Source organism: Mesorhizobium sp. C120A (genome assembly GCF_030323105.1).
In the GTDB taxonomy this organism is placed as follows: domain Bacteria; phylum Pseudomonadota; class Alphaproteobacteria; order Rhizobiales; family Rhizobiaceae; genus Mesorhizobium.
Window position 1 is genome coordinate 5288023 of the sequence record NZ_CP100476.1, and the last position, 21843, is coordinate 5309865.

Genomic DNA, 21843 nt, shown 5'->3' on the forward strand with positions numbered 1-21843 from the left:
TGCTTTGGTCACGATCTTCCTCCCATGGAACTATGCGGATGCCGCCAACCGGCATCTCGAGCGCATCCACTGAAGTTCTCCCAGTGTGGACGCGCCCTCAAATGACACCAGCGGGAGCCGCCTGTCAATAATTAAATCACTCTTATTTATTATTGACAGCTTTGCGTGGTTCACTCATTCTGCCGCAAAAGCAGTAAGAATAAACCAAGGGAAGGAACAAGGGTGGAGACCGGCATTGCAAGGCACGGTTCGCCCGAGGCGGCCGCCAGCCGTCTCCACCGTGGCACCAACCAGAGCGGCATGCGCGACCACAATGAGCGGCTGGTGCTGTCGCTGGTTCGCCAGCATGGCAGCCTGGCCAAATCAGACATTGCGCGCATGACCGGGCTTTCAGCGCAGACCGTCTCGGTCATCATGCGCGAACTGGAGGAAGACAGCCTGCTGCTGCGCCAAGCGCCGTTGCGCGGCAAGATCGGCCAGCCCTCCATCCCGATGGCGCTGAACCCCGAAGGCGCCTTCTTCATCGGCCTCAAGATCGGCCGCCGCAGCGCCGAACTGGTGCTGATCGATTTCCTCGGAACTGTGCGTTCCATGCTGCAGCACTCCTACCGCTATCCGGCGCCGCGCGAGACGGTTGAGTTCGTCACCGAAGGCATGAAGACGATGCGCGCCGAACTGACACCTGCGCAGGACAAGCGCATTGCCGGGCTCGGCATCGCCATGCCGTTCGAACTGTGGAACTGGGCCGACACCGCCGGCGCGCCGCGCGACATCATGGACGAATGGCGCCATCGCGACATCCGTGCCGACATCCAGGCGCAGTGCGAATTCCCGGTCTATCTGCAGAATGACGCCACCTCCGCCTGCGGCGCCGAACTGGTGTTCGGCCAGACCGGCGGGGCGCGCGACTTCGTCTATTTCTACATCGGCGCCTTTGCCGGCGGCGGCATCGTGCTCAATGGCCGGCTTTTTGGCGGACCGACAGGCAATGCCGGGGCGCTGGGTTCGATGCCGGTGCCGGGACCAGACGGCAAGCCGACGCAGCTCATCGACGTCGCCTCGATCGCCATGCTGGAAAAGGCGCTTAACGCACGCGGCGTCGAGGCTTCGCATCTGTGGACGTCGCCTGAGGATTGGGGCGAGATCGGTCACGAGCTCGACGACTGGATCGCCAATGCCGCTCAGGCGCTGGCCTATGCCATCGTATCGGCGTCATCGGTGATCGATTTCGAGGCCGCGGTGATCGACGGCTGGATGCCGCTCGCTGTCCGGCGCCGGCTCGTCGATGCGATCAGGCAGGCGATCGGTACGATCGATGGCGAAGGGCTGAAGCTTCCGGTGGTGCGCGAAGGCACCGTCGGCATCCATGCCCGCGCGCTGGGCGGCGCCAGCCTGCCGCTGTCCGAACGCTTCCTCATCGGTTCGACCACCATTTCCCGGAGCACCTGAATGCTGATCGGTATTCCGTCGCTGCTCGGTCCGGAGCTTCTGGCGACATTGCGCGCCATGGGCCATGGCGACGAGATCGCGCTTGTCGACGGCAACTACCCAGCGGAGGAGCAGGCAAACCGGCTGGTGCGCGCCGACGGTCTTCACCTCATACCGGTGCTTGACGCCATTTTGAGCGTTCTGCCGGTGGATGATTTCGTGCCGGAAGCGCTGTTTCGTGCCTCGGTCAAAGGCGATCCCTCGGTCGCCGATCCGGTCCACCATGAAATCGAAACGATCTGCACCAGGCGCGCGCCGGGCCGCAAGGTGGTTGCGCTGGCGGGCGCCGACTTCTATGCACGCGTCCGGTCGGCATATGCGATCGTCGCGACCAGCGAACCCCGGCTCTACGCCAACATCATCATCCGCAAGGGCGTGATCTATCCGCCGGAGAACAAGAAATCATGATCCTCTGCTGCGGCGAAGCCCTGATCGACATGCTGCCGCGCACCACGACACAGGGCGAGCCGGCCTTTGCGCCCTATGTCGGCGGCGCGGTGTTCAACACGGCGATCGCGCTTGGCCGCCTCGGCGCGCCCGCCGGCTTCTTTTCCGGCCTGTCGTCGGATCTGTTCGGCGGCCAGTTCCGCGAGGCGCTCGGCGCAAGCAAGGTCAGCTCCACCTATGCGCACACCTCCCCTCGCCCGACCACGCTCGCCTTCGTGCGGCTCACCAACGGCCAGGCGACCTACACTTTCTACGACGAAAACACCGCCGGGCGCATGCTGACGACAGAGGATCTGCCGAAACTGGGCGCCGAGATCGAAGCCATGCTGTTTGGCGCCATCAGCCTGATTTCGGATCCGGCGGGTGCTGCCTACGAAGAATTCATGAAACGCGAGCACCAACGCCGCGTCATGATGCTCGACCCCAACATCCGGCCGAACTTCATCCCCGACAAAGCCAAGCACCTCCGGCGCATCCGCTCGATGATGGCGATGGCCGACATCGTGAAGCTATCGGATGAGGATCTGCACTGGTTCGGCGAGGCCGGCTCGCATGAGGACGTCATCGGCAACTGGCTGGATCGCGGCCCGAAGCTGATCGTCGTTACCCACGGCAGCGAAGGTGCCGTCGGCTACAGCAGGGAACACAAGGTCACGGTGATGCCGCATAAGGTGGAGGTGGTCGACACGGTCGGCGCCGGCGACACTTTCAATGCCGGCATTCTGGCCTCGCTGCACGAGCAAGGCCTGCTCACCAAGGCCGGGATCGGCGGCCTTTCGGAGGACGCCATCCGTCAGGCGCTGGCGCTCGGCGCCAAAGCGGCGGCGGTGACCGTGTCGCGGGCCGGCGCCAACCCGCCCTGGCGGCACGAAATCGCCTGATCCACGCTTAGTCCGCCGCCAGCCGCTGCAAGCAGCCGATCACTTTATGTTTCCGCGAGCCGGAAAGACGCACTGAATCAGCCGGATTAATAGGCGGCGAAGCCCGGATTTCCGCCATCTTGCGGCAATGCAGGGAAAGCCTGAAGTAACAGGCTGCGACACCTAGACAACCCGTCCCGCGGCCGGTCCGGCTTTCTAGACCGGCCCAACTCTGGTACCAGCGGCCCGGTTAAGTTGTTGTTTCTGTGCGTGTCATTGTCCCCGGGGCAGCCCGCACCACACCGTTTTTGAGGCCGACATGCAGTTCATCGATCTTGGCGCGCAGCGCGAACGTATCCGCGACCGGCTGAAGGCCGCGATCGACAATGTCGTCGAGGAAGGCCGCTATATCCTCGGACCGCAAGTCACCGAATTCGAAAACAAGCTCGCAGCCTATATCGGCACCAAGCATGTCGTGGCCTGCGCCAACGGCACCGACGCGCTGCTGTTGCCGCTGTTTGCCGCCGGTATCGGCCCCGGCGACGCGGTGTTCGTGCCGAGCTTCACCTTTGCCGCGACGGCGGAAGTGGTGGCGCTTGCCAAGGCCGAACCGGTTTTCGTCGATGTGGACGCCGAGACCTACAACATCGACATCGCCAGCCTCGAGGCGGCGATCGCCATGATCAAGAAGGAAGGCCGGCTGAAGCCGAAGGCGATTATTCCCGTCGACCTGTTCGGGCTTGCCGCCGACTACGAGGCGATCATGGCGATTGCCAAGCGCGAAGGGCTGCTGGTGATCGAGGATGCGGCGCAGTCGATCGGCGGTTCGGCCGACGGCACAATGTGCGGCGCCTTCGGCCATGTCGGCTCGACCAGCTTTTATCCGGCCAAGCCGCTGGGCTGCTACGGCGATGGCGGCGCGATGTTCACCAATGACGACGCGCTGGCCGACCAGCTGCGCTCGTTTGCGTTCCACGGTAAGGGCGAGACGCAGTATGACAATGTCCGCGTCGGCATCAATTCACGCCTCGACACGATCCAGGCGGCGATCCTGATTGAGAAATTCGCCATCCTCGAAGACGAGATGGTCGCCCGCCAGGTGGTGGCCAAGCGCTACGCCGAAGGTCTCGGCGACATCGTCAAGGCGTCACGCAATCTGGGCGGTGGCCGCTCGGCCTGGGCGCAATACGCCATCGAGACGCCGAAGCGCGACGGGTTGAGGGCGCATCTCGGCGAAAAGGGCATCCCTTCGGTGATCTATTATGTGAAGCCGCTGCACGAGCAGGTCGCCTATCGCGACTATCCGCGCACGCCGACCGGGCTTGCGGTTTCGGAGGAACTGCCGAAGCGCATCCTGTGCCTGCCGATGCATCCCTATCTCAGCGAAGCCGACCAGGACCGCATCATCGAGACGATCCGCAACTACATTGGCTCGAACTCGGCGCATGTAGCGGCGGCGTAAGTTACGCCGCGTCCGCCGCCTTCCCGCTCGCAATAAAATGCGGGTTGGCGAAATCCTCGTCGTCGCTCTGTTTGCGCTTGCCATAGGTGAGCGGCTCGCCGTCCAGCGTGCGCGTCATGCCGCCGGCGGCGCGCAGTACGGCGTCGCCGGCCGCCGTGTCCCATTCCATGGTGCGGCCGAAGCGCGGATAGATGTCGGCTTCGGCTGCGGCGAGCAGGCAGAATTTCAGCGATGAGCCGACCGAGACGATCTCGGCGGCGCCGAGATCCTTGATGAAGGCTTCGGTCTCCGGGGTGTTGTGCGAGCGGCTGGCAACGACCGCCAGCGGCGTGACCGCCCTCCTAACCGAAATCCGCCGGCGGCCGACGATACGGAAGTCGCCATCGACCTCGATTGCTTCGGCCCAGCCCGGCCGTCCAGAGAAGAACCGCCCGCTGCACGGTGCGAAGACGACGCCGATCTCCGGCACGCCGTGCCGGACAAGCGCGATGTTGACGGTGAAATCGGTCCGGCGGTTGACGAATTCCTTCGTTCCATCGAGCGGATCGATCAGGAAGAAGGCGCCATCCAGATCGGGCGGCACAATGCCTTCGGCGACCTCTTCCTCGGCCACGCAGGGAATATCGGGATAGGCCGCACGCAGGCCGGCGAGGATGATCGTCTCGCTCTCGCGGTCGGCTTCCGTGACCGGCGAGGAGTCCGACTTGCTGTCGACCGCGCAGCCGGCCTTGAAGACCCGCATCACCTCGCGTCCGGCTTCGAGCGCCAGGCGCTCGAACACGTCGAGCATCACTTCGTCGTCAGATGCCGCCGCCGCTGTCATATTGGTCTTCGGCAATGTCGCGCTCATTCAGCCAGTGTTCCAGAGCCTCTACCATCTCCTCGGCCGTCTTGCCGAGTGTCTTGAGATGGATTTCGGGATTTTCGGGAGCTTCATACGGGGAATCGACGCCGGTGAAGTTCTTGATCTCGCCATTCAGCGCCCGTGCGTAAAGGCCTTTCGGGTCGCGTCGGGCGCATTCCTCGAACGGCGTATCGACGAACACTTCGACGAACTCGCCGTCGGCCATCAACTCCCTGGCCATGCGCCGCTCGGCGCTGAAGGGGGAAATGAAGGAGACGATGACGATCAGCCCGGCATCGGCCATCAGCTTTGCCACTTCGGCGACACGGCGGATGTTTTCGACCCGATCGGCGTCGGTGAAGCCGAGATCGCGGTTGAGGCCGTGGCGGACATTGTCGCCGTCGAGAATGTAGGTGTGACGCCCCGAAGCGAACAGCTTCTTCTCAAGCAGATTGGCGATGGTCGACTTGCCCGAGCCGGAAAGACCGGTGAACCAGAATACGGCGGGGCGCTGGCTCTTGAGGTCGGAGCGGCCGCGCTTGCCGACATCGAGCGACTGCCAATGGATGTTTTCGGCGCGGCGCAAGGAATGCAGGATCATGCCGGCGCCGACCGTGGCATTGGTGATGCGGTCGATCAGGATGAAGGCGCCGGTATCGCGGTTGTCGGCGAAGGTGTCGAAGGCGATCGGCGCCCGGGTCGAGATATTGCAGATGCCGACTTCGTTCATCTCGAGCGACTTCGCCGCCTCGCGAGCGAAGTCGTTGACGTTGACGCGGTATTTCAGGTCGGTGACGGTGGCGCTGGTCTGGTCGGTCTCGGTGCGCAGTATATAGGAGCGTCCCGGCAGCAGCGCTGCCTCGTCGAACCAGACGATGTTGGCGGCGAACTGGTCGGCGACCTGCGGCCGTGCCGCCGGCGACACCAGCATGTTGCCTCTGGAGACCTCGACCTCGTCATCGAGCACAAGGGTGATGGCCTGGCCGGCCACCGCCTGGGCAAGATCGCCGCCTTGCGCGACGATGCGCTTGACCCGCGAGGCCTTGCCGGATTTGGCGACCACCACCTCGTCGCCCTGCGCGACGGAGCCGGACGCGATGGTGCCGGCAAAGCCGCGGAAGTCGAGATTGGGCCGGTTGACATACTGCACCGGAAACCGGAACGGCAGTTCGACCGCGGCCTCGTCGACCGATATGGTTTCGAGATGCTCGATCAGCGACGGGCCGGAATACCACGCCGTCTTGCCGGAGCGGCTGGTGACATTGTCGCCATAGCGGGCCGACATCGGGATCGGCACGATCGTCTGGAAGCCGAGCTCGTGCGAGAACTGCCGGTAATCCTCGACGATACGGTCGAACACCGCCTGGTCGAAATCGACGAGGTCGATCTTGTTGACGGCAAGCACGATATGGCGGATGCCGAGCAGCGAAGCGATTATCGAGTGGCGCCGGGTCTGGCGCAGCACACCCTGGCGCGCATCGATCAGCACGATGGCGAGATCGGCAGTCGATGCGCCGGTCGCCATGTTGCGGGTGTACTGTTCATGGCCGGGGGTGTCGGCGACGATGAACTTGCGCTTGGGCGTGGCGAAGAAGCGGTAGGCGACGTCGATGGTGATGCCTTGCTCGCGCTCGGCCTCGAGGCCGTCGACCAGAAGCGCGAAGTCGATGTCGTCGCCAGTGGTGCCGTGCTTGCGGGAATCGCGCTCGAGTGCGGCGAGCTGGTCCTCGAAGATCTGCTTTGTGTCGGACAGAAGACGGCCGATCAGCGTCGACTTGCCGTCGTCGACCGAGCCGCAGGTGAGGAAGCGCAGCAGCGACTTCTTCTCCTGCGCCGCCATGTATTCGCGCACGCCGTCGGTGGGAGCGAGGCTCTTGGCCAGGATATGGCGCATGCTCAGAAATATCCCTCGCGCTTCTTCTTTTCCATCGAGCCGGCTTCATCGCGGTCGATGAGGCGGCCCTGGCGCTCGGAGGTGCGCGCCGTCAGCATCTCGCCGACGATGGCTTCGAGCGTGTCCGCGTCGGATTCGATGGCGCCGGTCAGCGGATAACAGCCGAGCGTGCGGAAACGCACCAGACGGTTCTCCATCGTCTCACCGGGGCGCAATTGCATGCGATCGTCATCCTTCATGATCAGCATGCCGTCGCGTTCGACCACCGGCCGCTCCTTGGCGAAATAGAGCGGCACGATCGGGATGTTTTCCTGCAGAATGTACTGCCAGATATCGAGCTCGGTCCAGTTCGACAGCGGAAACACGCGGATCGATTCGCCCGGCGCGATGCGGGTGTTGAAGATCTTCCACATCTCCGGCCGCTGGTTCTTCGGGTCCCAGACATGCTGGGCGTTGCGGAAGGAAAAGATGCGCTCCTTGGCGCGCGACTTCTCCTCGTCGCGCCGAGCCCCGCCGAAGGCAGCGTCAAAGCCGTATTTGTCGAGCGCCTGGCGCAACGCCACCGTCTTCATGACATGGGTGTGGGTGTTCGAGCCATGGTCAAAGGGGTTGATACCGTCGCGCACGCCGTCTTCATTGACGTGGACCAGCAGGTCGAAGCCGAGCTTCTGCGCCATCTGGTCGCGAAAGGCGATCATCTCGCGGAACTTCCAGGTGGTGTCGACATGCAGGAAGGGGAAAGGCGGCTTGGCCGGATAGAAGGCCTTCATTGCCAGATGCATCAGCACGGAGGAATCCTTGCCGACGGAATAGAGCATCACCGGCTTGGAGAAGGAGGCGGCAACCTCACGGAAGATGTGGATGGACTCGGCCTCGAGCCGCTGCAGGTGCGTAAGCGCGATGTTCATGGACTGTGAGCGTTCTCTCGTGCAATCCAGACCTTGCATCAGATGGATCGGGCGTCCTTTTCAGCCGCCCGGTTCAAGCTTCACTGCTGGACACTATCGGTTCGTGCCGGCGTTCTAGCAGATCGCCACCTGATATAACAACGCTGGAAAGGCCGGCCGCCACACCGATCGGCAACGAATTTTCCATGAAAAGCCTAGAATCCGAAAATTCCTGCCCGACGGAGCGATAGCATTCAAAGGCCGGGAAAAATCTTGCCTGGACCGAAAGAAACGCCGGCCCGACCTCGTCGCACTTTCGAAAACCGCACCCAGCCGCTATACCGGCTCCTGAACCTGCGCCGGGCGGCATGCCGCAAATGCCGCCGCCAAACATTGTCCGTCGCCACGCGACCCAGCGCATTGTGAACCAGAGCATTGACCCCGATCTCCGCCATCAAGCAGCACGTTTCGCCGTCACGGATCAACGTCACCTTCTCCATTTTGTGCTTCTTTTTCCCGCCGGTACTGGGATCGGCGGTCAGCTTTTTGTTCAATGGCGGCGGCCTGTGGTCGGTGCTTCTGCTTGCGCTGAAAAGACGGCGTTTCAACATCGACCGGCCGATGACCGCGATGACGGTGGCCATCTATGCCTATTGCGCAGCCAGCGTGCTCGCCTCCATCGTCAACAATTCGATCGCCAGGGATGCGCCGCATCTGGCAGGGCTGATCACCTTCCTGTTTTTCCCGGTCTCATACGCGACCTGGAGCATCACCGAGAAAACCACGCTGACGCGCATCGTCGTGCTGGCGAGCGCCGCCGCCTGTTTTGGCGCCCTGCTGCTGGCCGTCGTGCAATATCACGGGCTGGGCATACGGGCCGAAGGAGGCGCCGGCAATCCGATCGTGTTCGCGACCGTCGCCTGCCTCAGCATGATGATGTGCCTGGCAGGCGCCTTATCGGGTGTCGAAAAGAACAGGGCGTTGCTGGCCTGCGCGACACTGGCCGGCGCGGTCGACATTGTCTATTCGGGGTCGCGGATCATCTGGCTGGCGATGCTGGTGGCCGGCATCGCGGTCCTGCTGATCAACCGTCGCAAGCTCAACAACAGAAACGCCATTCGGCTTTTGCTGATTGCGGGCGCGATCGGCATCGTCATCGCGGTCATTGGTCTCCCCATCATTTCCGAGCGCGCGGCCTTCCTGTTCAGCGACTGGGATGCGCTCGCCACGAAGGGCGACCACACGACCGCGCTCGGCTTGCGCGCAGCACTTTGGCAGATTGGGCTGAGCGCCTTCCACGACATGCCGATTTTCGGTCACGGCATTGCTGCAAGCCGTGAGCTGATAAAGGATGGATTCCACAATCAGTTCCACATGCCGTCCACGGGCTTCAGCCATTTTCACAATGGCTTCCTGACTGCATTGGTGGAGGCCGGGCTGCTTGGAGCCGTAACGCTCGCGGCTGTGTTCTTCGTTGCCGCGAGAAACGCGGCCATCGTGCTGCGCACCAGCACGGACGCGATCGAGCGGTTCGGCGCCACGATGATTGTCGTCACTGCGATCACCTACCTCATCGGCGGCCTGACCGGCATTCTGGTCGGCCACGACATCCTCGATGCCACACTGATGGTGTTCCTGGTGTCCGGGACATATCTTGCATCGGGCCGGCAACAAATGCTGCCGGAACAACAGGCACCGGCCCCGGCGCCCCAGGCAAGCCGGCCGTGAAAGTGCTGGTCACAGGCGCGACGGGTTTCATCGGCAGGCAGGTCGTCAACCAGCTGCGCGAAGCCGGGTTCGGGGTGCGCATGGCATCGCGCCACCCGGAACGGCTCGATCCCGTGAGCGATGCGGTTTTGTTGCCGGACTTCGACGCACCGGCTCAGGCATACCAGGCGCTGATGCGAGATATCACCCATGTCGTCCACTGTGCGGCGCTCAACAATGACCGCAAGGCGAGCGAAGCCGACTTCATGGCAGCCAACGCGACACTGACCGCGCAGCTGGCGCGCGCGGCCGCCTCGCGGACAAGCGGGCGCTTCATCTATCTGTCGTCGATCCGGGCAGTAGCCGGTCCCGGTTTCAGCGGAACGATCAGCGAGGCGACGCTCCCTGCCCCGCAATGCGCCTACGGGCGCTCGAAACGCGAAGGCGAGATCAAGACACTGGAAGCCTATGCGTCCAGGCCCTCCGATGCCACGGCGCTGCGCCTGCCGCCGGTCTATGGCGAAGGCATGAAGGGAAACCTGCGTGGAATGATGCGGGCTGCCGCCATTGCCTTACCATTGCCCTTAGGCGCTTTCACCGCAGTTCGTTCGCTGATATCGCGCGACGCGGTGGCTGGCGCCGTGGCGCATCTTTTGACTCGTCCCACGCCACCGCGCCCGACCTATGTCCTGGGCGATGCTTCCCCCGTTGCGATGTTCGAAATCTTGACTGCATTCAGGCACGGATACGACGTTCCGACCCGGCTCGTTCCTGTGCCGGCCTGGCCATTCAGGCTGTTCGCCACACTGCTTGGCAGAAAAGCAGCGTACGACGCTTCCATGGCGACACAGATTTGCGACCCGTCACTGCTGATCTCGGAAGGCTGGATGCCGGAAACCGACACGCTCGGCCGGATTGAGGAACTTGCACGACAGGCCCGTCAGGTCCGGTAGATTGTGCCAAGCAGGATTTTGACGTCGAGTCCGATCGAGGCTCCCCTGAGATATTCGGCATCGGTTTCGGCGCAGAGTTTCGGATCCGACATGTCGATGCCTCTCATCTGCGCAAGCCCGGTAATGCCTGGAAGTGCGGCAAGCACACCCAATTGCCTGCGGCGGTCGACCAACTCGGTTTGCGTGGGCAGGCATGGACGCGGCCCGACCAGGCTCATCTCGCCCTTCAGCACGTTCCAGAGCTGCGGCAGCTCGTCGATCTTGAATTTTCGCAGCACCTTACCGGCGGCGGTGACGGAGTTTGCCGGCGCCTGATGCGAGGGCAGAGATGGCGTTCCCACAACCATCGTCCTCAACTTGTGGCAGCGAAACAGCACCCCGTGCTGGCCGACGCGAGTTTGGGAGAGGAGTGCCGGTCCGGGCGACGACAGCCTGATTGCCAGTATGGCAAGCAGGGTGACGGGCGAGGTCAGCGGCAACAGAACCGCCGCCGCGACGAGATCGAAAGCTCGCTTGGGTCCCCTCATGGCCATCTCAGCATGCTCTAGATCCGCCGCCAGATGAAGGCCACATAGAGCCCAAGCGTCCCAGCCAGCGTCTGCCGGTAGACGCCGCTTTTCCTGAGAAGGCGCAGGCGTCGCAAGATACCGCCCTTTCGCGCCCTGATGAACAGGCCGAGACAGGCGGCGGCATCCCTCGTGAGGATGTCGCGATTGACGGCCAGGCCGCTCAGATTGTGATCGGTCCAGACGGCGAACTCGCCCCTGAAGAGGCGCCCCAGCCGCGACAGCCTCGCCTTCCACGACACGTTGGCGCCGACCAGGTTTGCCTCATGCTGGCGGTAGCGCACCAGCGGTCGCGGGTCATAGCGGACAATGCCGCCGGCAGCCGTGACGATCAGATAGGTCCACCAGTCATGGCTGACGAACTCGGTCCTTGCCGATGCCTTTGCCAGCAACTTTCGCGCGGCGCGGTTGATCATCATCGTGTTGCCGCCGGCAATGCTTTGCACAAGCGCATTGCGAAATGCGGGTGGATGCTGGAACAGCGGCGAATACCCTTGCGCTGCTCCGGTTTCGGACATGGTCGCGGTTCTGGAGCAAAACAGCAGCGGCGTTCCGGCGTCGTGCCCTTGCATCCAGGCAATGGCGCTCTCCAGCCTGTCCGGCTCCCAGATGTCGTCCTGGTCGCAGAAGGCGTAGTAGTCGGCCTCGATGCGCGGATCGATGATCATCGCGCGGAAATTGGCGGCAAAGCCTTGGCGAGGACCATTCGACAGGGTCAACCGGCCCTTGGACCAGCGGCTCTGCCAGGCGCCGATAATGGCCGAAGTGCCGTCTGTCGAACCGTCGTCGGAAACCCAGAGGTCGACAACAGGATGCGATTGCGCAGCCAGCGACGCGAGCTGCTCGTCAAGGAAAGCCGCGCCATCTTTCGTGCCCAGCAGCACGGCCACGCGCTGATCTTGTCTGCTCACTGGTTCAAAATCATCTGCAAACGCCTGGGAACGGCCATCGGATCGGTTTCAATAGCCAATCCCGGTCGATCAGGACAGGCTCTTTGTTTTGACGCAATCCCGGACGGAAAACCGCTCCACACTTTTCTTGGAATTGCTCTAACCAGCTTGCCCGACTGTTTTCGCAACGGTTTCCCGGCGTGCCTCACTTGGAGGCTCTTCCGCCTGATAGAGGCCGGCCATGACGGCGAGCGCCGAGGCCTTGTCCTGATCGCGCATGGCCGCCTGCAGCAATGTCAGCGCCGCCTGGACCTTGGGCCATCCCACGACATCGGTCCTGAGGCCGAAGATCTTGGGGATATCCAGCGCGACGATCTCCTCATTGCCGCCATGCAGCACTTCGTGAAGCTTCTCGCCCGGCCTGATCCCGGTGAAACGGATCGGAATGTCGGTGTAGGGGCTTTTGCCGGCCATGCGGATCATGGTTTCAGCGACTTCGAGGATCGGCACCGGCTTGCCCATGTCGAGCATGTAGATGGCGTAGTCGTCCTTGCCCTGGCGCCGCTCGGCGTCGGCCGCCGACATGATGACGAGGTCGACGGCTTCGGCCACCGTCATGAAGTAGCGGGTCATGCGGCGATCGGTGATGGTGACCGGACCGCCGGCCTCGATCTGCGCCTGGAAGATGGTGGCGACCGAGCCATTGGAGCCGAAGACATTGCCGAACCGCACGGCGATGAACTTGGTGCCGGAGCGACGGCCGCTGGCCCCGGTGGCGTGCGTTTCGTGCAGCGAAGAGACAATCTGCTCGGCGGCGCGTTTCGTCATACCGAGCACCGAGGTCGGATCGACCGCCTTATCGCTGGAAATCAGCAGGAACTGCGGCACCCCGCATTTGGCGGCAACCTCGGCGCAGACGAGGGTGCCCAAAATGTTGGTCTGGATCGCCGATTCCCAATTTTCCTCGAGCAGCGGCACATGTTTGAGCGCGGCGGCATGGAAGATGATGTCGGGCTTGAAATCGCTGATGACGCGGGTGATCTGGCGCCGGTCTGTGACATCGACGATGCGGCTCTTGAGCCGGACATGGTCCTTTTCGTCAACCTGCTGGTCGAGCTGGAAAATACCGAACTCCGAGATATCGGCGACCAGAACCGCCTCGGCGCCAAGTTCCAGCGACCGCTTGACCAGGATGCGACCGATTGAGCCGGCGCCGCCGGTGACCAGGACGCGCTTGCCACCGATAAAGCCGCCGATCCGCTCAATATCGGAAGCAACTGTGGGGCGGCGCAGGATGGTTTCCATCTCGACAGCGTCGAGTACCAGCTTTCCGCCTTGGCCGAGCTCCGAAACGCCGGAGAATTGGACGACGGCGATACCGCTGTGACGGGCGACACGGACCAGTTCCGAATATTCCTCGATCTCGCGTTCGGTGCCATTGCCGAAAATCAGCATGTCGAGGCTTTTGGTGCCTCTTGCATATTCTTCGAGGACCTCGACCAGGCGGGGCCGCACGGCTACCACCGGAACGCCCTGGATCTGCGTGCCCAACGGCGCGCCGTTCTCGATGGCCATGATGCCGGCGATGGAATATTCGGCCGGCTCGGCCGTGCGTGTGAAGCGGATGATGACGTCTGCTTCGCCAAGCCTGCCGACGAACAGCGCTTGTTTGATCGCCGCATTGTTTGCGTTGCGGCTCAGGATTCGCCAGCTCGCCCCGTCGCGCAGGAACCGGTAATAGAGCCGAGGCGCCGATATGATGGTGAAGGAGACGAGGAAAAAGACGATGAACTGGCGCTCGTTGAGGCCGGTCACCGGCTGAAACGATCGAACCGCCAGCGAGACGACATAGAGCGTGACGGTCAGGATGGCGCAGCTCTTCAGGATGTTGAAGAAGTCCGGCGTGGAGGCGAAACGCCACACGGTGTTGTAGAGGCCGCAATAGCGAAACAGCATATGGCTGAGAAAAACAATACTTGCCCAGCACGCCAGGCCGGCCGTGGAGAGCGCGTCGAATGAAAGTCTCGACTGAGAAAGCCCCAGACTCAGCGCCACCGCGACCAGGACCATGACCAGATCCTGGATCATTATAATGGCGCGCCGCATCTTCGGCCGAAGTCCGGACACGACCTCTACATAGGATGTCATTGGGTAGTACTGAACTCCAGGCGCAAGGACATGGACACTAACGTGGTGCAAGAGCGACGGAAACCCGTCACCGATCACCTGTTTAGAGTGCCAATCCCCAGCCCCGCCGCTTTGTATCGCATAGCGTGGAGTCGGGGACGCCGCCAGATATTTTTTTCGTCTGTCGCACTCTCGCGCAAAGCTGTGGTGCATGACACGGCTCTCGCATTGTGGAAGAGTCGATCGGGGCAATGCACACAGCATATGGGTGGAGAATGAATGCCGCCGTTAGGGCGGGCTAAAGTGGAGAGCTATTGATGCAGGATGCCGACTACGGGAAACGTGTTACAGGAAAACCATATCTTGGTTTTTTGGAAGACATCCACAAACAGCTGAAACCCAATACATATTTTGAGATCGGCGTTCAATTTGGCGATACTATTAAATTGGCAAGTTGTTCGACCGTTGGCGTTGATCCATTTTTCTCTTGTCAGACCAACATCATTGGCAAGAAGCCAACCTGCCAGCTATTTCAACAAACCAGCGATGCCTTTTTTGCTGAACGCGACCTCTCTCGCATCTTTGGGAAATCCGTCGATCTTGCCTTTCTGGATGGCATGCATCGGTTCGAATTCCTGCTCCGAGATTTCATAAATACAGAAAAGCATTGCGCTCCCGAATCGATCGTCGCCATGCACGACTGTTTGCCGCCGGGATTCTATATGACGTCGCGGGATATCGCCGACGCCAAACATCCTCGCTCCGCATTTCCAGGCTGGTGGGCCGGCGACGTATGGAAGATTGTGCCCACCCTCAAACACTACCGGCCGGAACTCTCAATTACGGTTACCGACAGCGCACCAACCGGCCTTGTGCTGATTACCGGACTCGACCCTGAAAATGATGCTCTCTGGGCAAACTACGAGAAGATCATTGCCGGTTTTCAGCCGATGGACCGCAGTGAGTTCGCTCACTACTGGTCCTCAGTTTCAGTGGTCTCAACCGACTCCGTGGACCTGGGAAGGTTCCGACCTTTCAGCTAGCCCTATTGCCTCTTGAGATCGACTTGTGAAGGGAGTAGGCACGGCCACCCTTTGGCGGGCGTCCCACGAGATGTTCAATGGCTATGTATCGATTGAAGCAGCCGTAGGCATTCTTGGGGCGCGGTGCGTTTAAACCAGGACGGAGAGCCTGTACCCTCCGATGCATCGCTTGTTACCGATCGCACCGAGGCAATTTGAACCTTGCCCTCACAGCGACGTTTTCCAAGCCCGCAACATATGAGAGAAAGGTGTGATGTTTCGGATCAAGCTGCCTTTTCAGACACGTGACAGAGGGGCCGTCGACGGCATGAAGCGATTGTTGAACCATAAGGTTCATGAGCTTGCCGTCAGCCTTGTCATCGGAGTAGCTCCGGCGATTCCGGTGGGACGGAAGGATGATCTCGCGGAACATTTAGATATGGTGAGACAGGAGTTCGTGGGCCGAACCGAAATCGAATATACGCATGCGGCGCTGATCGTGCTTTTACGTCGCGGCATTGCTGAAAAACGAAGTTGGAAGCGCTTCCAACAAGTGTGGGAGGAGTGCGGGCCCTTTCTGCTGCAGCGGCTCAACACCCGATGGCTGATCTCAGCCTGCGATACCATCGCCGACTTCTCTCCCGATCGAGCCGAACGCGCGCTGGCACTTGCGGGTTCGCTCTTGATGAACACAATCAAGCTCTATGAAACCGAGATTTGGATGAAGGCCACCGAAGCTAAAGAATATGAACGCATTCCGCAGGGAGGCATGACGCTCTTTGACGGCGTGACACCCTTTATGGTTGGCGCCGGCGACATGATCGCAAATCTAAATACCAGAGTACAGTCTCTGTGCGAGAAACAAACCATAGCTTCGAATATTCTCCAAGAGATATTTCGTAGGATTCATGTCAACCCAACAGTATTCCAGCGATTTCAGGCGCTGCACACCTCAGATCTCACCAAGTGGAGCGCATAAACAAAGTCAACGGCGAAGAAGCGAGTAGGCTCGCCATACCTCTAGTTCCCTTCGTCTGCGGTGAATGTTCGACTGGTCCAACGGATCGATCTCTCGAAAAAGACCAGCGGCGACCAAGCGTTCAGCATAGCTGATGTTGGTCTGTCTAAATGCCAGCTTGGTTTCGGTTGGCGATGCAAGGCAGGAGAACAATTCACCATTTAATACGCGCTTTATTGCTCCCGACAGTCCAGCGGCATCACCCCTTTGATAGTGGGTAACATCAGCAGGAAGTTCCAAGAGGTCGAAAAGGCTGGTGAACTTGGAAGAGTATCCTATCAACCCGACTTGTCGACCCGACAGGAGCCCCCAATAGGCGACATGATATGAATTTGTTACGATCTTTCCGGTCAAAGCGAACTTGGACCGAAATTCAGGTTCCGACATAGAATTAGTGCCAACTATCGCATTCGGCTCGATAGTCGAAAGGACATCCAAGACCGCCTGCCCGCTTGCGGCCGGATTCTGGTTGAGGAAAACGCCCAGCGCCGTCCCTGGCAAGATATCGACGATATCTCCCATCACGCTGGCACAGGGTACGAGTGTAGAATTGGATACCGCCAGAGCACGATCGCGAGAGCCAAAAAAAGAAAAATCCGTTGGAATTGAGGAAGAGAGTTCTCCGAACCCGTTCAAGGGTTGGATACTCTGGCCAACCCCCCAAGCGACTTTTCGGTCCGACTCAACCAAGGAGCTTGCATAAGCTCCGAAATCATTGAACGCGCCACCACCCAGAATGAGAATTCGAGAGAACCCGCTTTCTGAAGGTGAGTGACATTTGAAGTCGAAATAGTGGCGCGGGCTGGAAAGATAGTCGCCGATATTAAACGTCGAAGGCCACGCATGCACAAACGACAGCGTCGCTCCCCCGCAATGCATTGAAATGGCCGGAAATTGAGCCTGGATCCCCTCCGAAGACATGGACGCGCCTAGCTCATCGGTCAACAGTGACCACCATAGAGAGATCTACGAGCCCTGCCGCCAATGTTTCGTCCTCCTCTACCACTCTGAAAGCGATGGCGTCGATAATTCGGTGGAGAGGCACCTCATCAACCTCTGGCAATCCGCGGACCTGGCACGTGACAAAATAGTGACCAGGAAGCAGTAGGCTAGTGAACTCAAATCTTGATCTTAGAGATGAACCAGCCTGCGCCAGTTCGACCCGAGACGCCCTGCATTTGGCACCTGCGACATGGAACCCGGTTGTGGTTGTTATGCCGATGCCGAACCCCACCCGAGTAGCGTCGGTTGAAAAATCGGTCCAATATTCTATGAAGTATCTTCTGCCGAGCCTCAGCACATTCACCTGCTCGCCGCTCACAGTGAGTATGCGAACGTCGCGAATGCGTGCGCCTCTCTCTTCTTGATAGGCAGTTGACTTGGAAACGAGTGAAGGATCGAAGCCATCCGCAGATTCCAATTGTTTGGAGAGCGCTTCGCTGTGCTTAATTTCGTTTGTGGGCGCCTGTGAATTTTCGACAACAACTTCATCTTCGGATTCTGATCTCAGCCAAGGCAATTCGATTGGGATGGTGGGAGATATCGTTGCATCCCTCATAGCCACAATTTGCGCCCGGATTTCCGCCGCGCCCTCCGCACTGGCATTTACCAGCCGCTGATATTGGCCTGTCACCGTCTTTGGGCGGCCGGTCAACATTATTTCACCCGCGTCGAGCAATACGGCGCGATCACAAAGTTGGACGATGGTCTGAGCGGCGTGGCTGACGAACAGAATCGTACCGCCACGTTCCCTGATCTGCTCGATTCGCGCGAAACATTTACGGGAGAACGCCTCGTCACCCACCGACAGCGCCTCATCGACCACCAGAATATCCGGATCGACATTAATGGCGACGGCGAACGCCAACCGAACATACATACCCGAAGAATAGGTCTTTACAGGTTGCTCGATAAAGTCTCCGATATCGGCAAAGGAGGCGATGGAGTCAAAGCGATTGTCCATCTCGGCACGGCTGAGGCCAAGGATGGATGCGTTGAGATAGGCATTTTCGCGACCGGTGAAATCGGGGTTGAACCCCGCGCCCAGTTCCAGCAACGCCGCTACGCGGCCATTGACGGTAACCGAACCACTGGTGGGCTGCAGTGTTCCGCAGATAATCTGCAGAAGCGTCGATTTTCCCGAACCGTTGCGTCCGATGATGCCGACGGTCTCGCCTCGCCGGACGTCCAAAGAAATATTGGTCAATGCAGCGAAGTCACGGAAGTAGCGCCGAGGCAGTTGCCTCACCAGCCGCTGCAGTCGCGGCACCACCATCTGTTTCAGCCGGTCTTCAGGCCGGTTGAACATCAGATGGTGCTTGGATACAGCCTTCACCGAGATGGCGATTTCAGAGGACATCTGCGAAGCCCTTGCGCGTGGCTCGGAAGAACAAAAACCCAAGGCCGGCAATGACCGCTGCCGTCACGGTATAAAAAGCCAACGCGTGCAAGTTCGGCAGTTCACCAAAAATCAGGACCCTGCGGGCCTGTTCAACGGGAGTCGAGATGGGATTCAATACCAGCCACGGTCGCACGGCCGCAGGCAGCGCCTCAGCCGGCACAAAAATCGGAGACAGGAACATGAGCGCGCTGACGATCGGGTTCAGTACCTGGCCGATATCGCGAAAATACACACCAACAGCGGCGAGGAACCACGACAAACCAAGGAGGAGGAGGATAAATGGAGCCACAACGACCGGCAGAAGCGGCGCCGTCAAGGGAATCGACCCCTGCGAAATCACAAGGAAGATGAGCATGACCAGAAAACTGACCATCATGTGAAACAACGCCGCTGCAAGCGCCACTACCGGTAGCACTTCAAGCGGGAAAACAATCTTCTTCACGTAGCTAACATTCGTCAGCACAAGCGTAGGAGCCCTCGTCAGCACCTCGGAGAAGGTTTGAAAGAAGATCAGGCCAACGAACAATATGATCGCGAACTGGGCCGTCGGCTGCCCCTCGCCTCCCCCTGCCCAACGCATCCGCAGAACCGTACCGAACATGAATGTGTAAACTGCGAGCATAAGCAGCGGGGTCAATAGCGACCACAAGATGCCAAGCATCGACCCTCGGTATCGTCCAGTCACTTCCCGACGCGTAAGGCTGATGATCACGTCAAGATAGTTAACAGTCACAGTTCGACAACCTTAAGAAGGGCGCGGACACGTTGAACCAAAGTGTCTGTGTCGACTTGGGACGTTACATGACGCTGGGTCAAATGAGGCTGGCCCGGAAATGGGCTTTCAACCATCTGCGAACGGCAGACCACCACTTCGTAGTCGAGCGAAAATAGCGTGCACGTGCGCGATAGCCACATCTCGGTGATGCCGAGATCGTTCCAGTAGCCGACCCAATCGTCGGGCGTCAAATCGACCAGCTTGGTGCCGGGTCGGCACCAGATTATGTTGGCGAAAGCTGACCCATGCGCGCCAACAATCACCTTGGCGTTTCGAAACAATTCCATTTGATCGACATATGGTAGTTTCGATGGGTCGATTGCAGTGAAGCCCAAAGCCTCCAGCGCCGAGATTACCTCGGGTTCGTTGTCAATGAACCGGTTGGAATAGGTGTTGGCCCGATCCCGTGCAAGGTAGATCAACTGTGGGGTTTCGGAAGCGGTCGGCAACGCCGGTTGCAGAGCATACTGTGCCAGGGAGTCCGGGTTGGGGTAATATGTTGTCCCAGTCGTGAGACTATTGCAGACCATGGCAGAGCGGAATCGAAATGGCGTATGCGGCAGAATTAGAAAATGATGGGGTAGAAAACCCCAAGTCGCCAAGATACCGCGCACCCACAATGGTGCATCATTTGGCAGCACCACCTTAAGGCGATTCTCCTTGATTTCGTTCTCCCAGAACAAAATCTGCGGAATAGCGTCGAATATGACGTGACCAAACGCAAAACTGGAGTGAAGCGGGAGCAACACATCTTCATCAATGAATTTGAATTCATTGAATAGCAAAATATACTTCCCGTCCTCTTCATCCAGATAATCCAGAAGATTGAGGTCTTGATAGACATATCGGTAGACGATAATTGACTCTTCAATAATCGCTCCACCTTGCGTAATAACGCCGATGGCACGGGAGTGCGCTACGCAATTTAGAAAGCGTCCAAATTGAAATGGTACGGCGTCAAAAGATTTCTCTGCAAAAAGTTCCTTTAGTCGATCCAGCTTAGTGGCTCCGCAACCCGCAGTAACCTCGACGCTTTTGCTCGTGACGGCCCTACCTGGATAGGCCGTTAAAATAGCGTCGTTCTTCGACGCAAACAACTCGCCCCTCGTTTGAACTTGTCGGGCCGCTCGAGCAAGGGCGACGCTCTGCAAGACCAATGGAAATGTGGCAGTGGGCGCCGAGGAGCTGTTGTTCAGAAACGGCGATCGACGCCACAGTGATCGGATTGGTCGGGCGGCGGCGCGAGCAGCCCGGAAGCCACATCTGGCAACCCAGTATGCCACCGGCGCGTTAGCCAGCATCCCTTGAATCTTTAACTTGGTCGCAGCGAAGCGCTGTACCGGCGAATCTGCTTTCCATATCGCACCGCTTGAAACCGCAAGGGAAGTTCCTGCGTCCGTCCGGAAAGGATGCCGGTCAAAAACATCGTCAAGAACGGACTTGCTTTCCTTGACCCGCAGAGTCGCATCCAGGAAGGCACGCCCGAACTTCCTATCCGGCTCTAGGTGACAGCCCTCGGCCCATTCGTTCCATGCATTTATAAAAACAAGCCGTTCGTTTGGAGCGCGCTCGACCATAGTACGGGACGTCGCCGCCCTCAACCAACGCTCATAGTTATCAGGGGTGGCAGCAAGCATTGCGACCGCGCGGTCGCGAATTCGGGCAGTGTTGTCCCATGAAGGGACTACGGTCCGATAAATTTTCTTATCGCGATAATCCCGACCGAGATAGTTGCCGGCCACATCTGCATAATCCACGAACATACCTCTGAAGGAATCAAAGGTCGTCACTTCACGGTTGATGTTTTGGACCACCATATTGTGTGGGGGAACTCCACTCCAGCATCGAACCCGAGTGACTCATAATCGAGATTGCCATGCGTTAACGCGGCAACAAGGTGGATTTCTCCGATCCCGATCTTCCGGCAATGCTCACGCCATATTTCTAGAGCTTGGGCGGGGTTCGGAAGCTGCTGCGGCCTGTAGACAAGCAAGATTGGTCGCCCGTCCACGCGAAGATATCGGTCATCTCGGAAGAAGGGGACCACGCTTTCGATAAAGCTGATTTCATAACCCGGCTCATAATTCTGCGAAATCAGCATATGCTGCTCCGCACCATCCCAGCGCCGTGTCCAGTTCTCGTTTGCCCAAGATAAGCAGAAGGGCATACGAGCGGACTTATCGGCAAGGTAGGCATCGACCGGCTTGTCCAACAGCCGCTTACCGCTGAACCAATAATAGTGAAAACAGAACGCATCGACACCATACTGCTGGGCAAGTGCTATCTGCTCGTGTTGCGTTTCCCGTACCCGAAGATCATAGAATCCAAGTTCCGTGGGGAGATGCGGCTGATAGTGACCGTCAAACAATGGCGTCGCCTTGGTAACATTGGTCCATTCTGTAAAACCCTTGCCCCACCAGGCATCATTCTCTGGGAAAGGATAAAACTGCGGCAGGTAGAACGCCAGATATGTCGGTTTCATAAAGGAAATTCCAAGCATTT

19 protein-coding genes are annotated in these 21843 nt (G+C 59.6%); 8 read left to right on the forward strand and 11 right to left on the reverse strand.

Going from position 1 to position 21843, the window contains the following annotated elements; translation table 11 throughout:
• Window positions 1–222: 222 nt before the first annotated feature.
• The 4 genes from NL532_RS25970 (at window position 223) to NL532_RS25985 (ending at window position 4257) form a co-directional block, all read left to right on the forward strand.
• Window positions 223–1449: an ROK family transcriptional regulator gene (locus NL532_RS25970; protein ID WP_023709842.1), complete on the forward strand. Its 1227-nt coding sequence runs from the start codon at window positions 223–225 to the stop codon at window positions 1447–1449.
• Window positions 1450–1896 carry an RbsD/FucU family protein gene (locus tag NL532_RS25975; RefSeq protein ID WP_023738519.1) on the forward strand — a complete coding sequence of 149 codons (447 nt, stop codon included), beginning with the start codon at window positions 1450–1452 and terminating at the stop codon, window positions 1894–1896.
• Window positions 1893–2816, forward strand: a complete 924-nt coding sequence (locus NL532_RS25980) for a carbohydrate kinase family protein (RefSeq protein ID WP_023738518.1) — start codon at window positions 1893–1895, stop codon at window positions 2814–2816. The genes NL532_RS25975 and NL532_RS25980 overlap by 4 nt, the downstream gene beginning before the upstream one ends.
• A 298-nt stretch (window positions 2817–3114) precedes the next feature.
• On the forward strand, window positions 3115–4257 hold the full coding sequence (locus NL532_RS25985; RefSeq protein ID WP_023829106.1) for a DegT/DnrJ/EryC1/StrS family aminotransferase: 1143 nt from the start codon (window positions 3115–3117) through the stop codon (window positions 4255–4257).
• 1 nt (window position 4258) lies between these two features.
• Here NL532_RS25985 and cysQ read toward each other — a convergent pair whose 3' ends face one another.
• Genes cysQ through cysD form a run of 3 tightly spaced genes read right to left on the reverse strand, consistent with a single transcriptional unit; the run spans window position 4259 to window position 7903 of the window.
• Window positions 4259–5047 carry a 3'(2'),5'-bisphosphate nucleotidase CysQ gene (cysQ, locus tag NL532_RS25990; RefSeq protein WP_031196090.1) on the reverse strand — a complete coding sequence of 263 codons (789 nt, stop codon included), beginning with the start codon at window positions 5045–5047 and terminating at the stop codon, window positions 4259–4261.
• A gap of 10 nt (window positions 5048–5057) precedes the next feature.
• Window positions 5058–6995 (reverse strand): sulfate adenylyltransferase subunit CysN, encoded by a 1938-nt coding sequence (gene cysN / locus NL532_RS25995; protein WP_023670718.1) that lies wholly within the window; start codon window positions 6993–6995, stop codon window positions 5058–5060.
• Between the two features lie 2 nt (window positions 6996–6997).
• Window positions 6998–7903: a sulfate adenylyltransferase subunit CysD gene (gene cysD / locus NL532_RS26000; protein WP_023670717.1), complete on the reverse strand. Its 906-nt coding sequence runs from the start codon at window positions 7901–7903 to the stop codon at window positions 6998–7000.
• 414 nt (window positions 7904–8317) lie between these two features.
• Between cysD and NL532_RS26005 the strand changes: the two genes are divergently transcribed.
• Both NL532_RS26005 and NL532_RS26010 read left to right on the forward strand, forming a co-directional pair.
• A complete protein-coding gene (locus NL532_RS26005) occupies window positions 8318–9610 on the forward strand; it encodes an O-antigen ligase family protein (protein ID WP_031198404.1) in 1293 nt (430 codons plus the stop codon).
• The gene (locus NL532_RS26010) at window positions 9607–10542 is read left to right on the forward strand and encodes an NAD-dependent epimerase/dehydratase family protein (RefSeq protein WP_023670715.1); all 936 of its coding nucleotides are present in this window, start codon (window positions 9607–9609) and stop codon (window positions 10540–10542) included. Before NL532_RS26005 ends, NL532_RS26010 begins: the two co-directional genes overlap by 4 nt.
• Here NL532_RS26010 and NL532_RS26015 read toward each other — a convergent pair.
• From NL532_RS26015 to NL532_RS26025, 3 genes are all read right to left on the reverse strand, one after another.
• Entirely contained in the window at window positions 10530–11069 is a 540-nt protein-coding gene (locus NL532_RS26015; protein WP_023684586.1) for a sugar transferase, read from the reverse strand. The two genes, NL532_RS26010 and NL532_RS26015, sit on opposite strands and share 13 nt — an antisense overlap.
• A 17-nt stretch (window positions 11070–11086) precedes the next feature.
• Entirely contained in the window at window positions 11087–12019 is a 933-nt protein-coding gene (locus tag NL532_RS26020; RefSeq protein ID WP_023732070.1) for a glycosyltransferase family 2 protein, read from the reverse strand.
• 138 nt (window positions 12020–12157) lie between these two features.
• Window positions 12158–14146, reverse strand: coding sequence for a nucleoside-diphosphate sugar epimerase/dehydratase (locus tag NL532_RS26025; protein ID WP_031203128.1), 1989 nt, complete (start codon window positions 14144–14146; stop codon window positions 12158–12160).
• 296 nt (window positions 14147–14442) lie between these two features.
• Here NL532_RS26025 and NL532_RS26030 point away from each other — a divergent pair, with 296 nt between their 5' ends.
• Window positions 14443–15168: a class I SAM-dependent methyltransferase gene (locus NL532_RS26030; protein ID WP_023754836.1), complete on the forward strand. Its 726-nt coding sequence runs from the start codon at window positions 14443–14445 to the stop codon at window positions 15166–15168.
• Window positions 15169–15421: 253 nt separating this feature from the next.
• Window positions 15422–16126 (forward strand): hypothetical protein, encoded by a 705-nt coding sequence (locus NL532_RS26035; protein ID WP_023754837.1) that lies wholly within the window; start codon window positions 15422–15424, stop codon window positions 16124–16126.
• A 6-nt stretch (window positions 16127–16132) separates the two neighbouring features.
• Here the strand turns inward: NL532_RS26035 and NL532_RS26040 are convergent, their stop codons facing one another.
• From NL532_RS26040 to NL532_RS26060, 5 genes are read right to left on the reverse strand one after another with little or no spacing between them, the layout of a single operon-like run.
• Window positions 16133–17110 (reverse strand): hypothetical protein, encoded by a 978-nt coding sequence (locus NL532_RS26040; protein ID WP_155922470.1) that lies wholly within the window; start codon window positions 17108–17110, stop codon window positions 16133–16135.
• Window positions 17100–18524, reverse strand: a complete 1425-nt coding sequence (locus NL532_RS26045) for an ABC transporter ATP-binding protein (protein ID WP_023826761.1) — start codon at window positions 18522–18524, stop codon at window positions 17100–17102. Before NL532_RS26045 ends, NL532_RS26040 begins: the two co-directional genes overlap by 11 nt.
• The gene (locus tag NL532_RS26050) at window positions 18514–19299 is read right to left on the reverse strand and encodes an ABC transporter permease (protein ID WP_050590959.1); all 786 of its coding nucleotides are present in this window, start codon (window positions 19297–19299) and stop codon (window positions 18514–18516) included. The genes NL532_RS26045 and NL532_RS26050 overlap by 11 nt, the downstream gene beginning before the upstream one ends.
• A complete protein-coding gene (locus NL532_RS26055) occupies window positions 19296–21158 on the reverse strand; it encodes a glycoside hydrolase family 99-like domain-containing protein (RefSeq protein ID WP_286487647.1) in 1863 nt (620 codons plus the stop codon). Before NL532_RS26055 ends, NL532_RS26050 begins: the two co-directional genes overlap by 4 nt.
• A complete protein-coding gene (locus NL532_RS26060) occupies window positions 21128–21823 on the reverse strand; it encodes a glycoside hydrolase family 99-like domain-containing protein (protein WP_286487648.1) in 696 nt (231 codons plus the stop codon). The genes NL532_RS26055 and NL532_RS26060 overlap by 31 nt, the downstream gene beginning before the upstream one ends.
• Window positions 21824–21843: the final 20 nt, after the last annotated feature.